At 71.8% G+C, this 15,501-nt stretch carries 12 protein-coding genes; 5 read left to right on the top strand and 7 right to left on the bottom strand.

All coding sequences use genetic code 11. The features are described 5' to 3' along the window. The first annotated feature begins 21 nt into the window (after window positions 1-21). From ACX9TP_RS22850 to ACX9TP_RS22840, 3 genes are read left to right on the top strand one after another with little or no spacing between them, the layout of a single operon-like run. A complete protein-coding gene (locus tag ACX9TP_RS22850) occupies window positions 22-1,164 on the top strand; it encodes a glycosyltransferase family 4 protein (protein WP_482981853.1) in 1,143 nt (380 codons plus the stop codon). Beyond that, window positions 1,151-2,023, top strand: coding sequence for a class I SAM-dependent methyltransferase (locus tag ACX9TP_RS22845; RefSeq protein ID WP_482981852.1), 873 nt, complete (start codon window positions 1,151-1,153; stop codon window positions 2,021-2,023). The genes ACX9TP_RS22850 and ACX9TP_RS22845 overlap by 14 nt, the downstream gene beginning before the upstream one ends. Then, window positions 2,020-3,795 (top strand): glycosyltransferase family 39 protein, encoded by a 1,776-nt coding sequence (locus ACX9TP_RS22840; protein WP_482981851.1) that lies wholly within the window; start codon window positions 2,020-2,022, stop codon window positions 3,793-3,795. The genes ACX9TP_RS22845 and ACX9TP_RS22840 overlap by 4 nt, the downstream gene beginning before the upstream one ends. 162 nt (window positions 3,796-3,957) lie before the next feature. On the opposite strand, the gene ACX9TP_RS22835 is transcribed toward ACX9TP_RS22840, so the two are convergent. Genes ACX9TP_RS22835 through ACX9TP_RS22825 form a run of 3 tightly spaced genes read right to left on the bottom strand, consistent with a single transcriptional unit; the run spans window position 3,958 to window position 7,417 of the window. Continuing rightward, the gene (locus tag ACX9TP_RS22835) at window positions 3,958-5,364 is read right to left on the bottom strand and encodes an O-antigen ligase family protein (protein ID WP_482981850.1); all 1,407 of its coding nucleotides are present in this window, start codon (window positions 5,362-5,364) and stop codon (window positions 3,958-3,960) included. After that, window positions 5,364-6,170: a PIG-L deacetylase family protein gene (locus tag ACX9TP_RS22830; RefSeq protein WP_482981849.1), complete on the bottom strand. Its 807-nt coding sequence runs from the start codon at window positions 6,168-6,170 to the stop codon at window positions 5,364-5,366. Before ACX9TP_RS22830 ends, ACX9TP_RS22835 begins: the two co-directional genes overlap by 1 nt. Before the next feature lie 23 nt (window positions 6,171-6,193). Beyond that, on the bottom strand, window positions 6,194-7,417 hold the full coding sequence (locus ACX9TP_RS22825; RefSeq protein WP_482981848.1) for a glycosyltransferase family 4 protein: 1,224 nt from the start codon (window positions 7,415-7,417) through the stop codon (window positions 6,194-6,196). A 271-nt stretch (window positions 7,418-7,688) separates the two neighbouring features. Between ACX9TP_RS22825 and ACX9TP_RS22820 the strand changes: the two genes are divergently transcribed. Continuing rightward, the gene (locus ACX9TP_RS22820) at window positions 7,689-8,894 is read left to right on the top strand and encodes a glycosyltransferase family 4 protein (RefSeq protein WP_482981847.1); all 1,206 of its coding nucleotides are present in this window, start codon (window positions 7,689-7,691) and stop codon (window positions 8,892-8,894) included. On the opposite strand, the gene ACX9TP_RS22815 is transcribed toward ACX9TP_RS22820, so the two are convergent. The 4 genes from ACX9TP_RS22815 to ACX9TP_RS22800 are packed head-to-tail and all read right to left on the bottom strand — an operon-like array spanning window position 8,867 to window position 13,384. Beyond that, a complete protein-coding gene (locus ACX9TP_RS22815; RefSeq protein ID WP_482981846.1) occupies window positions 8,867-9,760 on the bottom strand; it encodes a glycosyltransferase family 2 protein in 894 nt (297 codons plus the stop codon). The two genes, ACX9TP_RS22820 and ACX9TP_RS22815, sit on opposite strands and share 28 nt — an antisense overlap. After that, window positions 9,757-10,962: a hypothetical protein gene (locus ACX9TP_RS22810; protein ID WP_482981845.1), complete on the bottom strand. Its 1,206-nt coding sequence runs from the start codon at window positions 10,960-10,962 to the stop codon at window positions 9,757-9,759. The genes ACX9TP_RS22815 and ACX9TP_RS22810 overlap by 4 nt, the downstream gene beginning before the upstream one ends. After that, a complete protein-coding gene (locus tag ACX9TP_RS22805; protein WP_482981844.1) occupies window positions 10,962-12,137 on the bottom strand; it encodes a glycosyltransferase family 4 protein in 1,176 nt (391 codons plus the stop codon). The genes ACX9TP_RS22810 and ACX9TP_RS22805 overlap by 1 nt, the downstream gene beginning before the upstream one ends. Continuing rightward, on the bottom strand, window positions 12,134-13,384 hold the full coding sequence (locus ACX9TP_RS22800; RefSeq protein WP_482981843.1) for an alkaline phosphatase family protein: 1,251 nt from the start codon (window positions 13,382-13,384) through the stop codon (window positions 12,134-12,136). The genes ACX9TP_RS22805 and ACX9TP_RS22800 overlap by 4 nt, the downstream gene beginning before the upstream one ends. Window positions 13,385-13,640: 256 nt before the next feature. On the opposite strand from ACX9TP_RS22800, the gene ACX9TP_RS22795 reads away from it, so the two are divergent. Then, a complete protein-coding gene (locus ACX9TP_RS22795) occupies window positions 13,641-15,488 on the top strand; it encodes a GumC family protein (RefSeq protein ID WP_482981842.1) in 1,848 nt (615 codons plus the stop codon). The last annotated feature ends 13 nt before the right edge of the window (window positions 15,489-15,501 follow it).

Genomic DNA, 15,501 nt, shown 5'->3' with positions numbered 1-15,501 from the left:
GTCCGGCTCGTGCCTTCTTCCATGAGCCCCTTCCAGGACGGCGCGAGGAATCCCGCGAAGGTGAGGGTCCTCTTCGTCGCCTGGTTCCTGCGCGAGGAGCGACGGTGGCTGGGCGAGTTCCTCCCGCCGGAGCGCTTCGAGTGCGACTACGTGGGCCTGGAGGAGCCGGTCGACTCGACCCGGAAGCGCACGCCCGGCAGGAAGTGGTGGCAGCTCTTCCGGCTGGCCTTGAAGGCCCGACGGCATCTGGCCCGGCATCCGCAGGACCTCATCGTCACGGCCTTTCCGCAAACGGGCTTCACCGTAGGGCTGGTGAACCTGCTGAGCTTCGCGCGCACCCCGCACGTCATCTGGTACTTCAACTGCGGCCACGAGTACCGGGGGCCGCGCAAGTGGCTGTCGCGGCTCGCCTACCTGTGCGTCCAACGGTTCATCGTCTACACGGAGCACGAGCGCTCGGTGTACGCACGGGTCTTCGCCCTGCCGCGGTCCCGCTTCCAGTTCACGCACCTGACGGGAGCGGAGCTGAAGGCGGAGGACTTCCGCGGGGCGCGTGAGCGCTTCGGGCTGGCGCCGCGCTACCTCGCCGCGCTCGGCTCGTCGGGCCGCGACTACGCCACTCTCTTCCGGGCCGTGGAGGGCCTGCCCGTCCAGCTCGTCGTGGTGGCGCACCCCCATGCGCTCCCGGCGGGCCCCGTCCCCTCCAACGTCAAGGTCCTCACCAGCATCCCCCAGCAGGACTACCTGCGCATCATCGCGGAGGCTGAGCTCGTGGCCATCCCCGTCAGCAACCGCGAAACGGCGAGCGGGCAGATGACGTTGATACAGGCCATGGCGCTCGCGGTCCCGGTGGTCGCGACCCGGTGCATCGGGACCGAGGACTACATCCGTCACGGCGAGAACGGCTGGTTCGTCTCGATGGGAGACGTGGAGGCGTGGCGGCGCACCCTGCGCTCCATCCTGGACGACTCCGCGGAGCGGCTGCGGGTAGCCACCGAGGCCCTGCGCTTCGCCCAGGAGCGCTTCACGGACCGGGCCGGCGCCCAGGTGTTGAGGACGCTCGCCGAGGAGCTGTGCCCGGTGAAGGGCTCGCTGCATGGCCAGTCGCCGCGGGGCCCCTGGCATGCGCAGAGCCGTAGGAGCCAACCCGATGAAACCTTGTGACCTCTGTGGCGGTACCGACTCCCAGCTCCTGTGTATCACCTACAATGTCGCGCTGCGCTCGGATGACCAGCCGTACGAGCTTCGGCAGTGTCGCGGCTGCGGCTGCATCTTCACCGACATGCGCCGGGTGAGCGCCGCCACGGACTACTACACGGACGGCTACTACAGCTTCCAGCCGCATGGCACGAGGACTGCCGAGGAGGGGCGGGCCCGGGTCGAGCGACCCGAGAAGCTCCTGGACGTCGGGTGTGGTTCCGGAGCGTGGCTCTTCCAGCAGCAGCTCGAGGGCCACGAGGTGTGGGGGTTGGACGCGGATGCGCGGGCGGTCGAGGCGGCGCGGGCCCATGGGCTGCGCGCCGTGCGGGAGTTCAGCGAGCTGCCGGACGGCTACTTCGATCGGGTTCGGCTCTCCCACGTCCTGGAGCACACGTCCTCACCCACCGAGATGATGCTGGCCGTGGGGCGCAAGCTCGCTCCAGGCGGCAGGATGGAGCTCCTCGTCCCCAATGCAGACGGGGCGAAGTTCCGCGAGCTCCTGCCGGTGAGCGGCGCCACCGACGTCCCGCGCCACCTGTACTTCTTCGCGGAAGCCACGATGCGACGGCTGCTCCGGAAGACGGGCTTCGAGGTCGAGCTCCTCACCCACGTCAACATGGGCTGGGCCGTCAATCTCCGGGAGGTGGTGGGAGACAGCCGGCGCCTGCTGATGCATCGGGACAAGGCCAAGGAGCCGCTGCTGCGGACCCTGGGACTGCTCGGCAGGATTCTGAAGGTCCACCTCGACCCCACCGCGCGGGTGGGGGAGCGCAAGGACTGGCTCTACGCTCGCGCCCATCTGACGGGGGCCTGGAAGACATGAGGCTTGCTCGTGGGCCACGGCGTGATGACGGAGAGCGCCTGCTCGTCGTCGTCCGTGCGGTGGTCATTGCCTCCCTCGCCCTGGCCTTTGCGCGCGGCGTCGTCTTCAAGCGCATCGAGACCGGTGACGAGGGCGTCAATGGCACGATGGCCCTCAATATGTGCCATTCGCTGGCGCTCGCGGTGCGGCCCTCGTACCTCCCCGGCGGCTCGGAGGATTGGGTCGGTCATGATCTGCCGGGCATCGGCAACACGCCATTTCATTCGGTGCTCCTCGCGCTCGGAGGCTGCCCCTTGGGCGGCCGGCCCGAAGCCATGGGGCTCGTCTCATTCGTGGCGCTGGCCGCGACCCTCCTCTTTACCTACCGGCTCGTCGCCCTGTGGGAGCGTCGCGCGGCGCTCCTGACGACGCTCCTGCTCGCACTCTCGCCCACCGTCCTGTGGCAATTCCGGCTGATGGAGCTCGAGCCCGTCCTCGTGGCGTGGGGCATGGCAGGCACGTACTGGATTGCACGAGGGGAGCTCTCCGGGAGGAGGTGGCACTCCCTGCTGGGGGGCGCCTGCCTCGGCCTTGGCTTCTTGACGAAGCTGTGGCTCGTCACCCCCTTCGTGCTGGCTTCGCTGGGTCTCCTTGCCACCGTGCGTCTCCAGCGGCGTCAGCTGGCGGTGGTGCCTGTCGCCCTCATCATCGCCGGCTTTCTTGCGACGGCGTCCCTCCACCTCGCCTTCGTCGCCCTGCGGTCCCCCACGGATGTCTCCCTCTGGCTCACCCAGGTCTACTTCGCTCCATTCGTGGGGCAGGGCATCGGTGGGTCGAAGCTGGCAGGGGCGGGCGTGCCCCCGGAATGGGCTCATCCCTTCTGGTACTACCCGGCGATCCTCTACCGGGAGCACTTCTTCCTCGCCCCCCTCCTCGTGGCTGCGCTCCCCGCCTTGAAGCGGCGTGCGCCGACCGCGGCCGGGCTCTTCGGCGCTATCGGCTTGGGGCTCGCGAGCCTGGTTCTCCTCTCGCTCCCCGCCATCAAGGAGTCGCTCTACATCCTGGGCCTCCTGCCGTTCCTCTATGCCCTGGCCGGGTTCGCCGCCTCGGCGCTCTTTGCCGGGGAGGGCACCCCCGCGCCCCAGGGGACCGTGGACCGTCGAGCCCTCCTGGTGGCGGGCCTCTTCTCGAGCGCGGCAGTGCTCCTCGTCGGGGTGGCCCATGCCAGGGGGCTCAAGCGCGATGACCTCACGCCCGCCTACGTCGGCGCGCACGCGCTCGGGGTAGGGGGCGCCTGGCTCCTGGCGTATGCGGCGGCGCGCCTCGAGCGCGCGCGGGCGACGGCCCTCATCGGTGGCCTCTCCGCGCTCTCGCTGGCCGGCTTCGGGGCGTACGAGCTCACGACACCACAGCCACCATACAAGGAGATCTCGGAGCTTCTTCGCCCCTATATGCAGTCCCTGCCGCCCGGGCGCGAGAGCTTCATCTCGCCTCAGTACAAGGTTCTTCAGCTCTACCTCTTCCGCAACGGGCGCTACTGGCGTTCCTTCTACACGGACCTCCAGCCGGAGACGCTCATGGCCAGCATCACGGCCGGCGAGCACTGCGCCTTCGTCTTCGGCCCGGAGGAGCATGAAGACCCCCGGCTCGATCAAATGGAGCGGGACATCGCGCTGCGCGCCCTGGACTTGAGCGCGGGGCTGCCGGAGCGCGCGCGGGGTGCGTTTCGCGTCTATGTGAATCGTGCATGCATGCGAGAGGGGGCGCAGGGACTGGGCGGCGCGGAGGGCTGACGCCAGACTTCAACGCCGGATGTCTTCAGCCCGCTTCACAGAAGAGGGATTGGGGCTCTGGCAACCCACCAGAAGTCTCGCACCGTACCGCTGGACCTGCTCACGGTTGCTGTCCGTGTATTCAATAGGAGCGCTCAGTCGACGCGGGCCGGAGACTCAACGTCACGCCGAGGAGGCCCGCCTCGTCGTCACCGAGGGACGGGCCGGGTACACGGCCGCCAGCGCCCCGAGCAGGATGTGAAGCAGGAAGAACAGTGGTGTCTGCCGGTACTCCCACTCCGAGAAGCTCTGGGCGAAGGCTCCCAGCAGGCCAAAGAAGACGCCAATCCCAAAGCGTGAGCGCAACGCGGGCGAGCGTTTGAAGAAGAAGCTCGCTCCCATCTTGAACCAGCGCAGCCAGACGAGGGCGAAGAGGAAGACGCCGGGCCAGCCTGTCTCTCCAAGCGTGATGAGAAACAGGCTGTGCCCCGGCGGGGCCTGCGCCGCGTCCACGTTCGAGCCCGCCCGGATGGGCCCGTCCGGCGGTGCCTCGTCGGTGCCCGTATATGGGATGTAGCCCAACCCAATCATCCTGCCGTACTCGTTCGACACCCAGTAGGACCAGTTGTTCAGCCCGACGCCGAAGAAGTGGTCCTCGCGCATCAACCCGGCGAGGCGGACATACACGCCGCGCCCTTCGTGCGCCCTCCCCTCGAACTCCCTGGACAGTCCGCCCTCTGATTCGAAGCGGGCCTGGAAGGACGGGGCCAGCTTGATGCCCAGGGGAATCGCCGCGAGCAGCAGCGCGCACGCCACCGCGAGCGTCTTCGGGGTCGGCTTCAGCGCCCCGCAGGTCAAGGCCACCGCCACCAGGAGCAGCCCGAGCGAGACCAGTCCCGCGCGCGACACGGTGCAGAGCACCGAGACGGAGCCCAGGAACGCGGCCACACCGCACAGGCGCTTGAGGCGTGTCTCCTCGTCCGAGAGCGCGACCGCGAGCAACACCGGGATGGCGATGAGGTTGAACATGGACAGCGTGTTCGGGTGGAACAGCGTCCCATCCGCCCGCGAGTGCCCCAGCGCGACACGGGAGTGCATCGCCCAGAACCACTCGTAGATGATGGCGACCGCCAGCGCCGTGACGATGCGGCGAAGGTCCCGCTCGTTCTTCACGTAGTACGCCATCGTCACGTACACCATCAGGCCGCGGAGCATCTTCGACAGCTCGAACAGGCCGAACAGCTGGGGCTCGGAGAGGAGGACGTTCACCGCGTTGTACGCGAAGAACACCCCCATGCTGACCAGCCCGTAGGGCAGCCCGAGCCGCTGGCCCGGCCTGCGCCGCCGCAGCTCATCCACGAGCAGGAAGATCCACAGGAAGTCGAGCCAGCAGAACTCGAAGCCCCGGGTGGTGCCGCGGTACCACTCGCGGCTGAAGAAGTGGATGGTCCGCGCCGAGTAATGGGTGGTGCCCCAGATGAGCAGGCCCGCGCAGAGGTGCTTCAGGCGCGGCCACCGGCCCACGGCGAGGATTCCCCCGGGAATCACCACCGAGCACAGGCCCAGGAAGATGAGGGACTTCGTCTCCATCAGCGCGCCGCGACGTCGATGCGACGGTAGAGCTCGAAGTCCTCGAAGAAGCACGGAAGGAACTCGCCCCCGTCCACGTCCTCCAGCGTGTGCCAGCGCGGCTCCGCGTTGCGCCGCTCCATCTGCGAGGCGTGCAGCGCCAGCGCGGCGCGCTTCTGCCCCACCACGTCGCGGATGGGCACCTTCGTCCGGAACTCCTGGAACATCCGCAGCCCCAGTCGCGTGGACACCGTCCCCGCCAGCACCGACCGCCGCTGCCGCCGCGTCCGTCCGAAGCCCACCATGGGCCAGTGCCGCCACGCCCACACCGCGTACTCGAGCACCGTGACGGGCAGCCCCGCCCGGGCCACCGCTTCATGCACGATGTGGTTCGTGCTCACGTGGTCCGGGTGCTCGCCCCGGGCGTATGGGACGAAGAGCTGCTCTGGCCGGTGCCGCAGCAGCAGCTCCACCACCCTGGCCACGGCCGCCTCGCGGTGCGAGTCCAGCGCGGCGTCGGGAAAGCCCAGCAGGAAGACGCCCTCTTCCTCCACGCCCAGCACCTTCGCCGCCCCCAGCGCCTCCCGGGTCCGGATGGCTTTCAGCTCGTCACGCGCCATCAGGTGCGTGTGCGAGCCGGAGCCGTCCGTCAGGATGGCAATCCTCACCGCAGCCCCCGCGCGCCGCTTCTGGAGGATGGCGCCCCCGCAGCCCAGCGTCTCGTCATCCGGGTGCGGCGCGAACACCATCGCCGGACGCCGGAGCTCGTCCTCGTCGAGCGAGCGCGCCCGCCGTCCCAGCGCCAGCCGCTGCAAGTGGCGGAGCATCCGCCGTACCGGAGTCCCGTCCATCACCGCCGCCCTCCCCCGTCGAGGACCGCCTGGTAGAGCGCCTCGAGCCCGCGGGCCACCGCGCCCCAGCTGAAGCGTCTGCGCACCAGCTCCGCTCCCGCGCGCGCGGCCACCTCCAGTCGCTCCGGGCTGGCGAGTGCCTGGCGCAGCGCCGCGGCCCAGTCCTCCACCTCCAGCGTCGGCACGCTGAGTCCGTCCGGGCCAATGGCCCCGGCGAGGTCCGCCAGCCCCGAGTGCACCGCCAGCATCGCCGGGCGGCCGGCCGCCCAGGCCTCCAGCACCGCCAGTCCGAAGGCCTCGTGCGCCGAGGGCACCAGGACCAGCCTGGAGAGGGCCAGCAGATCCGGAACCTCGCTGGCCGCGTCCAGGTTGCCCATGACATGGACTCGCGCGCCGAGCCCCAGCGACTGGACTTCCCGCAGCAACCGCGCGTGGTACGCGGCGTCCACCACCGCGCCCGCGAGCACCAGGTGGTGGTCCATGGGCGCTCCCACCGCGAAGGCGCGGACGGCCAGCACCTGGTTCTTCTGCGGAGAGATGCGCCCCACCAGCGTGACCAGGCGCGAGCGGGCGAACCGGGGCCAGCGCTCGCGCGCCCGGTCCGCGCGTCCCGAGGCCATCCGCTCCAGGTTGACGCCCTGGTCGAGCCGCACCGCCCGGTCACCGACCACCTCGGACAGGGCGCGCCGCTCCTCCTCGTTGAAGGTGATGACACGCGCGGCGTCCTGGAGGACTCGCCGGGCACCGAGCAGCAGCCCGATGGGCCGGCCCACGTCGATGAGCCCGGACAGTCTTCGCGCGGTGTCCTGCTCCAGCCAGGACCTGCGCGCCAGCAGGGGGCCATGCACCGAGAGGACATACGGGCGCCCCGTGAGGCGCATGGCCGTCCGCACCGCTCCGCCAATGCGCCCCGCCGTGTGCAGGTGCGCCAGCGCGAGGCCCCGGTCCCCCGCGAGCCGGAGGAGCTCATCGAAGGTGGCCAGATTGCCAGCGTTGGCGACGAGCGCCTTTCGCTTCCCGGCCGAACCGATGAAGGGACAGAAGGCCCGGTAGCGCACCAGCGGCACCTGGGGGCCCAGCGCGCAATCCGGCTCCACCGGACCGCGCGGCGCGTGCACCTCCGGCTTCCAGCCCAGCTCCGCCAGCCGCCGCGTCACCTCCACGACGTGCGTCTCCGTCCCGCCCCACTCCCGAGGATCGTACTTGCGAAGGACGTGCACCACGCGCCGCCCGGAGCGCTCCACGGCAGTCATATGCGCGGACAACAGGCAAATTGCGGACCAGCCATGCCCGGCCCGCCCGCTGACTCATTTCAACACGGGCTCATTCCCGGGACGTCTCAAGGCGAGACACACGCGCTGGCGCCGGGCGTCTCCGGCGGGACGAGGCGGCACACCGCCTGCAACGCGCCCCGTGAGGACTCGCGGCGAATCCACTCCGCGAACGGCGGCCAACGTCCTCGCTGCCACGCCGACACGGAGGAAGGGCCCGCCCGTGAGAGTCACCGTCCTCACCAACCTGTACCCCCCCGACGTCCTCGGCGGCTACGAGCTGCTCGCGCAGGACGTGGTGGAGGCACTGCGGGGGCGTGGCCATGCGGTGGACGTCCTCACTACCGGCGACGGCTCGGAGGCCGGACACGTGCTGCGGACGCTGCGCCTGGCACGTCGCTTCGGCCGGCCCGCCGGGAGGGATCGCCTCCGTCACGTCGTGGCGGGTGCCGTGAATGCCGCGGCGGTGCGCCGCTACCTGCGCGTCCACGGGAGGCCGGACGCCGTGCTGGTCATGAGCCTGCGGAGGCTGGGGCTCGCGCCGCTGCGGGCGCTCCAGGAGGCCGGCGTGCCCGCGGTCATCACCGTGAATGATGACTGGCCGGTGGCGTTCCGCGTGGGACAGGACGCGCGGCCATGGGCCCGGCTGGGCGCCGTGCTCGACGAGCGCCTGGTGCCCTCGCGGACGTGGAGCGGCATCGAGCCCGCCGCGGTCGCCTGGCTCTCCGACGCGGTCCGGCGCACGGCACACGCGGTCGGCGTGCCGCTGGACTCCGGGGTGGTGCAGCCGCAGGGCGTGGACCTCTCGCTCTTCACCCCCCGGCCCTTCCGGCCCATGCGCCCGGAGCCACGGTTGCTCTTCGTCGGCCGGCTCCACCCGAGCAAGGCCCCCGACGTGGCCATCGACGCATTGGCGGCGCTGGAGCAGCGCGGCGTGCGGGCCACCCTCACGCTGGCGGGCGCGGCGGATGACCCGGCGTACCTCGCGGCGCTGCGGCAGCGGGCATGCGCGCTGCGCGTGGACGGGCGCGTGACGTGGGCCGGCAGGATGCCCCGCGAGCAGCTGCCCACGCTGTACCGGGACGCGGACGCGCTCCTGTTCGCCTCGACGCTGGAGCACGAGGGCCAGGGCCTCACGTACCTGGAGGCGATGGCCTGCGGGCTCCCGGTGGCGGCCTCACCCAGCGGCGGCGCCCGCGACTTCCTCGAGCGGCACGATGCGTCCCTGCTGGTGAAGGCGTGTACCGGCGAAGCCTTCGCGGAAACGCTGGCGGCCCTCCACCTGGACACGGTGGCCCAGGAGGCACTCGTCCGGCGAGCGCTCGACATCGTGAGGGAGCACGCCTCCCTCGACGCCTACGTCCGCTGCCTCGAGGGGCTGCTGCGCGGCGCGGTGGAGGCTCACTGCCGCCGCAGCACCACCTGCTGACCGGTGCTCGCGTCCATGTTCCCACTGCGCAGGCGCTGCTCCCCCCACTGGTGTCCCTTCAGCCAGGCCCAGTGGTACACGAGCCGCCGGGGGAATGAGAGCGCCAGGCCCGCTGCGTCACGCGCCTGGAGGTGCGCGACGGCATCCCGGGCCCATGCCGCCCCCACCTTCCGGGCCAGCCCCAACACCGACGCGTGCGCCCCCAGGATGAAGGCGTCCGCCTCGCCCTCGATGAAGCGGCGCCCGTAGAGTTGCTTCAGCGTGTAGTTGTGCGAGTGCATCACCCACGCGTCGGGCACGTAGCGAACCCGGAGCCCGTGCTTGCGCGCCCAGTGTCCCCACTCCGAGTCCTCGGAGCCCCACGCGTCCTCGTAGAACGGATGCTTCAGCCAGGCCTCGCGCGTCATCGCCGCGAACGGCAGCGAGTACGTCATCCATGGCGGCGCCGCTCCCCTGTCCGGGAACGACACCGCGTAGTCCCGCCGCACCCACGTGTGCGCCTCCGGCCGCGGCAACTGCCGGGCGAAGGTCGCGTCCGCCTGGCCGCTCTCGATGGGCGCCAGCAGCCGGTCCAGCGCCTCCGGCGTCAGGGGCACCACGTCGGAGTTCTGGAAGACGACGACGTCCCCCGTGGCCTCGCGGATGGCCCTGTTGAGCACCGCGCCCGGGAAGTACGCCTCCGCCTCGATGCGGATGAGCCGGCATGGGAAGCGCGAGACGATGTCCAGCGTCGCGTCCCTGGAGCCCGAGTCCACGACGAGCAGCTCGAAGCCCTTGCGCGCCTGCGAGAACAGACCCGCGAGCGCCTGGCCGATGACCCAGGCCGAGTCCTTCGAGCGCATGATGACGGTGACCTTGCGCTTCATGGGCCGTCTCGCAGGCTCAGGCCGAACTTCCGGGCCACGTGCTCGAAGTTGGGGTCGCCGGAGGCTCCCCAGTAGCGCAGGTAGGCGCGCCGCAGGTCCGCCGGCGAGCGGCTCGCCGCCCCCAGCACCTGCCGCGCGAACTCGGCGCCCGGGGGCTCGCCCACGTCGAAGGCCACGAACGGGAACGCCGCCGCCAGCACCCCGCGCGGCCCTCCGAGCCTCAGCCCCAGCCGCGCCCGGAGCCCCAGCTCCGGCGGGGCCTCCGGCCGGAACCGCACCGCGTTCCGTGCCCGCCGCGCCCATACCTTCGGCTGGAAGCCGCCCTCCCCCAGCGAGTGCCTCAGCGCCCGCTCGACGTACCCGGACCACGTCAACCCGCCCACCGACAGTCGCGCGGCCTCACACGCGAGGTGCACTTGCGCGAGCCTCGCCCGCACCTCGTCCATCCACGGCTCCAGCTCGCGCGGGGCGAAGCCCGGGGAGTCCGGCTCCAGGCGGAACGCGCTCGCCGCGTCGTACAGCTGGCGGAATGCCACCGGCACATCGTGTTGCCAGGCCATCCGCCGCCGCTTCTCCGCGTAGCTCCAGTCGTAGGCCCCCCGGAAGTACAGCAGCGCGTCGCCATAGCCGATGATGGCCTTCGCCGTGTGCCGGAGGATGGTGCGCCGCGCCTCCTCGTCCAGCGCGCCCCTGTCCCGCAGCGCCTCGTTGATGACGAGCAGCGTCCCCCGGTTCACCGCCAGGTTCCGCACGTCGTCCGGTGGGATTCCCTCGCGCGTGAAGTGCACCAGCCCCGGCAGGAACGACGCATCACCCGCCACCGTCTTGTGGCCGAACCGCATGTCGTACCACATCACCAGGCACGGGGACCGCCGCAGCGCCCGCACCGTCGTGAGGCCCAGGTCCAGCCCCAACCCGTGCTGCTCGCGCAGCGGCTCCAGCGCGAGGTCCAGCTGCCCCTTCAGCCCTTCGCGCGGCGCCCGCTCCAGCACCAGGAGGAAGTCGAGGTTGTTGTGGGGCCGCTCGAAACCGTCCCGCTTCTCCACGCCGCCCTCGCCGCGCCCGTAGCCGCCGATGAGGGCCAGCGTCCGCAGCGCGCCCGCTGGCACGTAGCCCTGGATGACGGCCGCCACCTCGCTCACCGCCCGGGCGACTCGCGACTCCACCTCGGCCGAGCCCTTCAGTGTGAAGCGCCCGCCCATCACGCCGCCCTCCGGCCCGCGCTCGCCACCGACTCCAGCAGCGCCAGCAACCGCGTCATATGGCGCCCGGGGACGAAGCGCTCCTGGTACGTCTTCAGCGCGTTCTCCCCCATCCGCTTCCTCAGGTCCGGCTCCGCCATCATCCGGTCGATGGCCGCCGCGAGCGCCACCGGCTCGTTCGGCGGCACGCCGAGGCCCGTCTCGCCGTCCGTCAGCCACTCGCCCACGCCGCCCACGCGGCTGGCGATGACCGGCGTGCCGTGCCCCAGCGCCTCGATGCCCACGAGGCCCGAGGTCTCCGGCGCACGGCTCGGGAAGACGACACACGCGGCGCGCCGGTACAGCGCGGAGAGCGCCTCGGGTGGCATCGCGCCCAGGAAGGCCACCCGGCCCGACAGCCCCAGCGCATCCGCCAGCGCCCGCAGCTCCGCCTCCTGGCGGCCCTTGCCCACCACCACCAGCCGGCACGGTTGCCTGGTGCGCGCCAACGCCTGGAACAGCACGTCCAGGCCCTTGCCCGTCGCCAGCTGCCCGGCGAACAGGAGCAGGTCCTCCTCGCGCGCCACGGGCGTCCACGGCGCGGGAGGCAGCTGCGCGTACAGCGGGATGACGTGCATCCGCTCGCGCTCGAAGCCGTGCGCCGCCACGTGCTCCGCCATGTACCGGGAGCCCACCACGAAGGCGTGATGGCGCCGGGCCAGCTCCTGCTCCTCGCGCAGCCTCCCCATGGAGGCCAGCTTCACCCCGGGCCACTCCTGCGAGCGCCCCACGAAGCCGAGGCACGCGTAGCAGGCCGCGCCCACCGTCTTCGTGCACGTCTGCCTGCCCAGCGTCGTGTACTTGTGCTCACGGAGGCAGAACAGCCGGTGGTCGTGGAAGAAGCGCACCACCGGCGCGGGCGAGTCCCGCAGCGCGCGCTGGGCCGTCAGGCTCGACAGCTGGTGCACGTAGACGACGTCCGGCGCCAGCTCCCGCAGTTGCCGCGCCAGGTCCACGATGGGGAAGACACCCGCGAAGGGCTCCAGCATCACCGGGTGCGGGTCCGGCGAGACGCTCACGTCGTAGAGGAGCATCGACTCCACGCCCCGCCCGCCCAGCTCCCGCGCCGTCTCCCGCACGTAGCGCTCGGCGCCGCCGATGGGGGCGGCGGCCTCGTTGAGCCATGCGATTCTCAAACCCCGGCCCATGGGCTCCTCCCGTCCTGGACCGCCTGGGCTGCGTCCAGCCCGAGCAGCGAGCGCACCCACCCGGCCACGTCCATCAGCGCGCCACAGCCCTGGGGCACCGGCGCATCCGAGGCGATGGCCGCGTCCGCCGACGGGCTGTCCACGTCATAGCCGTGCATCCCCCGCATCGCGCCTCCCACGAAGCTGGGCGCGAACAGGGCGCCCTCCCGCAGCACGAAGAGCGCCTGCCCGAAGGGCGCGCCACGCACCGGCGCCCGCCGCTCCACGAGCGCCTCCTCGTCCAGCCACCTTCCCTCCAGCCCGTGCTCGGCGACGCGCGCGCGCGCCCGCTCGAGCGTCCGGGCATCTCCCCAGAAGCGCATCATCGTGCTGTCCACGAACAGCCGCATGCCCCGCAGCTCCTGGAGCAGTCGTCGCGGATCCACCACGTCGCGGATGTCCGCCATCCCGTGGTCTCCCACCACCACCGTCGTCACCTCGCCGCCCCCACCGCGCATCGCCTCCACGGCCCGCTCGATTCGCTCGGCGATTCGCTTCGCGGCCGCTCGCGCCGGGTGGCTGCCGTTGCCCGCCCGGTGCAGCGCTCCATCCAGCTCGGTGGCGTACGCGAAGGCCAGGTCCGGCTGCCGCGTCCGCAGCTCCGCGAAGGTGTGCGACCAGCGCTCCTCCTCCGGCAACTGCCATGGCGCCGCGAACACCCGCAGGCCCGCGCGCCTCGCCTCCGAGAGGAAGGTCTCCACCCCGCCGATGCGCTCGGCGTTGAACAGGTCCTCCCGCTCCGGCAGGTCGAGCCAGCGGAACAACTCCGGCGGCACCCGGTACAGGTCCACGTACCCGGTCAGCCCCGCCGTCTTCTTCAGCACCCGCGCCGCCGCCCGCCGCAGCCTGCCCCGCTCGTGCACCAGCCGCGGCAGCAAGCCCAGCCACTTCAGCGGCGCCAGCACGCCCTGCTCCCCGCGCTCCACGTGCGAGAAGAGGCACATCCGCCCATGCCGCTCCGGCGGCGCTCCGGTGAGGAGCGTCGGCAGCGCACCACACGAATAGCCGAGGATGCCGCGCAGGCGTCCCCGGTGCGGCAGCCCGCCCAGCCCTCCGGCGGACTCCAGCTGGTCCGGGCCCAGCGCATCGACGAAGACGACGAGCACACGGCGCCGCCTGGCCGGGGCCACCGGAGCGAGCCCTCCCGCTCGTGCCTCCGCGCTGTCTGCTCCTCGGGTCATCTCATTCCGGGACATGGGGTTTGTCTCAACGTGAGACAGGCGCCTCGCGCAGCTCCATCACCGTGGCGGCGAGCGCACCTGCCGTCCGCAATGGAGGCGGGCAATGCAAGACATCCGCCACCTCCGCGTCCATCACCGGCACATGCGCGCGCCAGACAGTGCGCTGGCATTCACCGTGCAACCAGCCCGTCCCCATGGAGTCCTCTCGCGCCACGGCCCAGCCCCTTCCCCTGCTCGAGCCCATGGGCCCGAGCTGACGGAGGCGCCCGGGATGTTCTCAGTGGAAGAGGACGCGGATCAGGAAGCTCCGGTGGCGACCGCGAGGCTCGCGACCGCGCGCTCCGGGGCTCCCGTCGACCTCCTGCGCATCGCCCGGGTGCTGCGACGCCGCTGGCGCGTCATCGCCGGAGCCTTCGTCGTGGGCCTGCTGCTGGGCGTGCTGCTGGCCAAGACAGTGGTGCCCCGCGAGTTCACCGCCCGCACCGTCCTGGTGTGGGAGCCCGCGCGCATCCGCGCGGTGGCGAACCCCGAGCGGGAGCTCCAGACGGTGATGGACACGCTCAAGCTCCCCAACAACCTCGCGGAGCTGCGCCAGCGGACGCAGCTGCCGGTGACGCTCGACGCCCTGGCCCGGCAGGTGGACATCTCCGTGGCCCGTGACTCCAACGTCCTCACGCTTTCGGCCACGGCGGCCAGTCCCGAGGAAGCCGTCCGGCTGTCGGACACCATGACCCAGGTGTTCCTCGACAGCCTGCGCGCGTCGGAGCGGGCCCGGGCCGAGGAGCAGCTGAAGTCACTCAGCGAGGAGGTGGGCAGGGTCCAGGCGCAGTTGGAGGAGGCCCGCGTGCGCTACGACGTCTTCCGCCAGGAGCACGGCATCGCGGACCTCACGCTCGACCGGCAGGCCACCATCGAGGAGGCGGCGCGGCTGCGCACCGAGATGAACCGCTTCCGCATCGAGGCGGAGTCCTCGGACGCCAGGGCCAGCCTGCTGAGTCACGCGGTCCGCGAGCAGCCCGCCCGGGTGGTGCTGTCGGAGACCGAGAGCCACTACGAGCTGCGCAAGCTGGCCGAGCTGCGCACGGAGCTCACCGCCCGCAGGGCCCGCCTCTCCGAGGACCACCCCGAGGTGCAGGGCCTCACCGCCGCCGTGCGGGCCCTGGAGTCCGAGCCGGCGAGCAGCCCCGTCTCCGACCGCGTCGTGGGTGCCAACCCCGCCTGGACCTTCCTGCAGAACAGCCTCATGGACGTCAGCGCGCAGCGTGAAGCGGCCCAGAAGAAGTGGCGCGCCTATTCCGAGGTGGAAGCCGCGGCGAGGGAGCGCATCGCCAGGCTCTCCGCCCTCGAGGGCCAGGCCAGCTCGCTGCTCGCGCAGGTCCACCTCACCGAGACGCGCCTGGGCGACCTCGCGGTGCGCCAGAAGGTGGTGGAGGGCGAGGTGCGCCAGCCGGAGGTGGAGCTGCGCGTCCTCACCCCCGCCACCCCACCGCTGCGCCCCTCGAAGTCCCACCGCCGCGCGGTGGCCCTCCTCCTGCCGTCCTTCTTCGCGCTGCTGGCCGCGGGGGTCCTCGCCGCCTCCGCGCAGCGCGGCCTCACGCTGTGGACGCCGGCCGAGCTCTCCTTCTGGGGACGCGGCCCGGTGGTGGCCGCCACCACCTGGCCCGCCACCGCCGAGGGCCTGGACGACCTCGTCCTGGAGCTCCGTGCCGCGCTGGACGCGGCGCGCGGCACGACGCTGCTGTTGCCCCTGTCCACGGCGCAGCGGGAGCGGTCCAGGGAGCTGCCGTCCCGGCTCGGGGCGGCGGACGTCCTGGTCCGGGATGATGTCCTCGGGCGAGACGCGGCGCTGGTGCCGTGGGAAGACGTGGAGCGCCCCATGGCGCTGCGTCGCGCGGCCCGCCAGAGCGCCCGGGTGCTCGTCCTCGTCGGGTCCGGCGCGCACTCGCTGCTCGAGGTGCTCGCACTGCGCCGGTTGCTCGGGAGCGAGGTGCGCATCGGCTTCGTGATGGTGGGGCTCGGCACCGACCTTGCTACCCATCCCGACCGCGTGGGTGACGTGACGGGCTTCTGGTCCGGGCCCGGAGAGGCCCGCCCCGCGAAGGGAGCAGCGCCGACATGAAGACGACGTCCCC

Source organism: Pyxidicoccus sp. M15 (genome assembly GCF_056858435.1).
The sequence above is the reverse complement of the archived record's forward strand: the minus strand, read 5'-3'. Positions and strand labels throughout refer to the sequence as shown.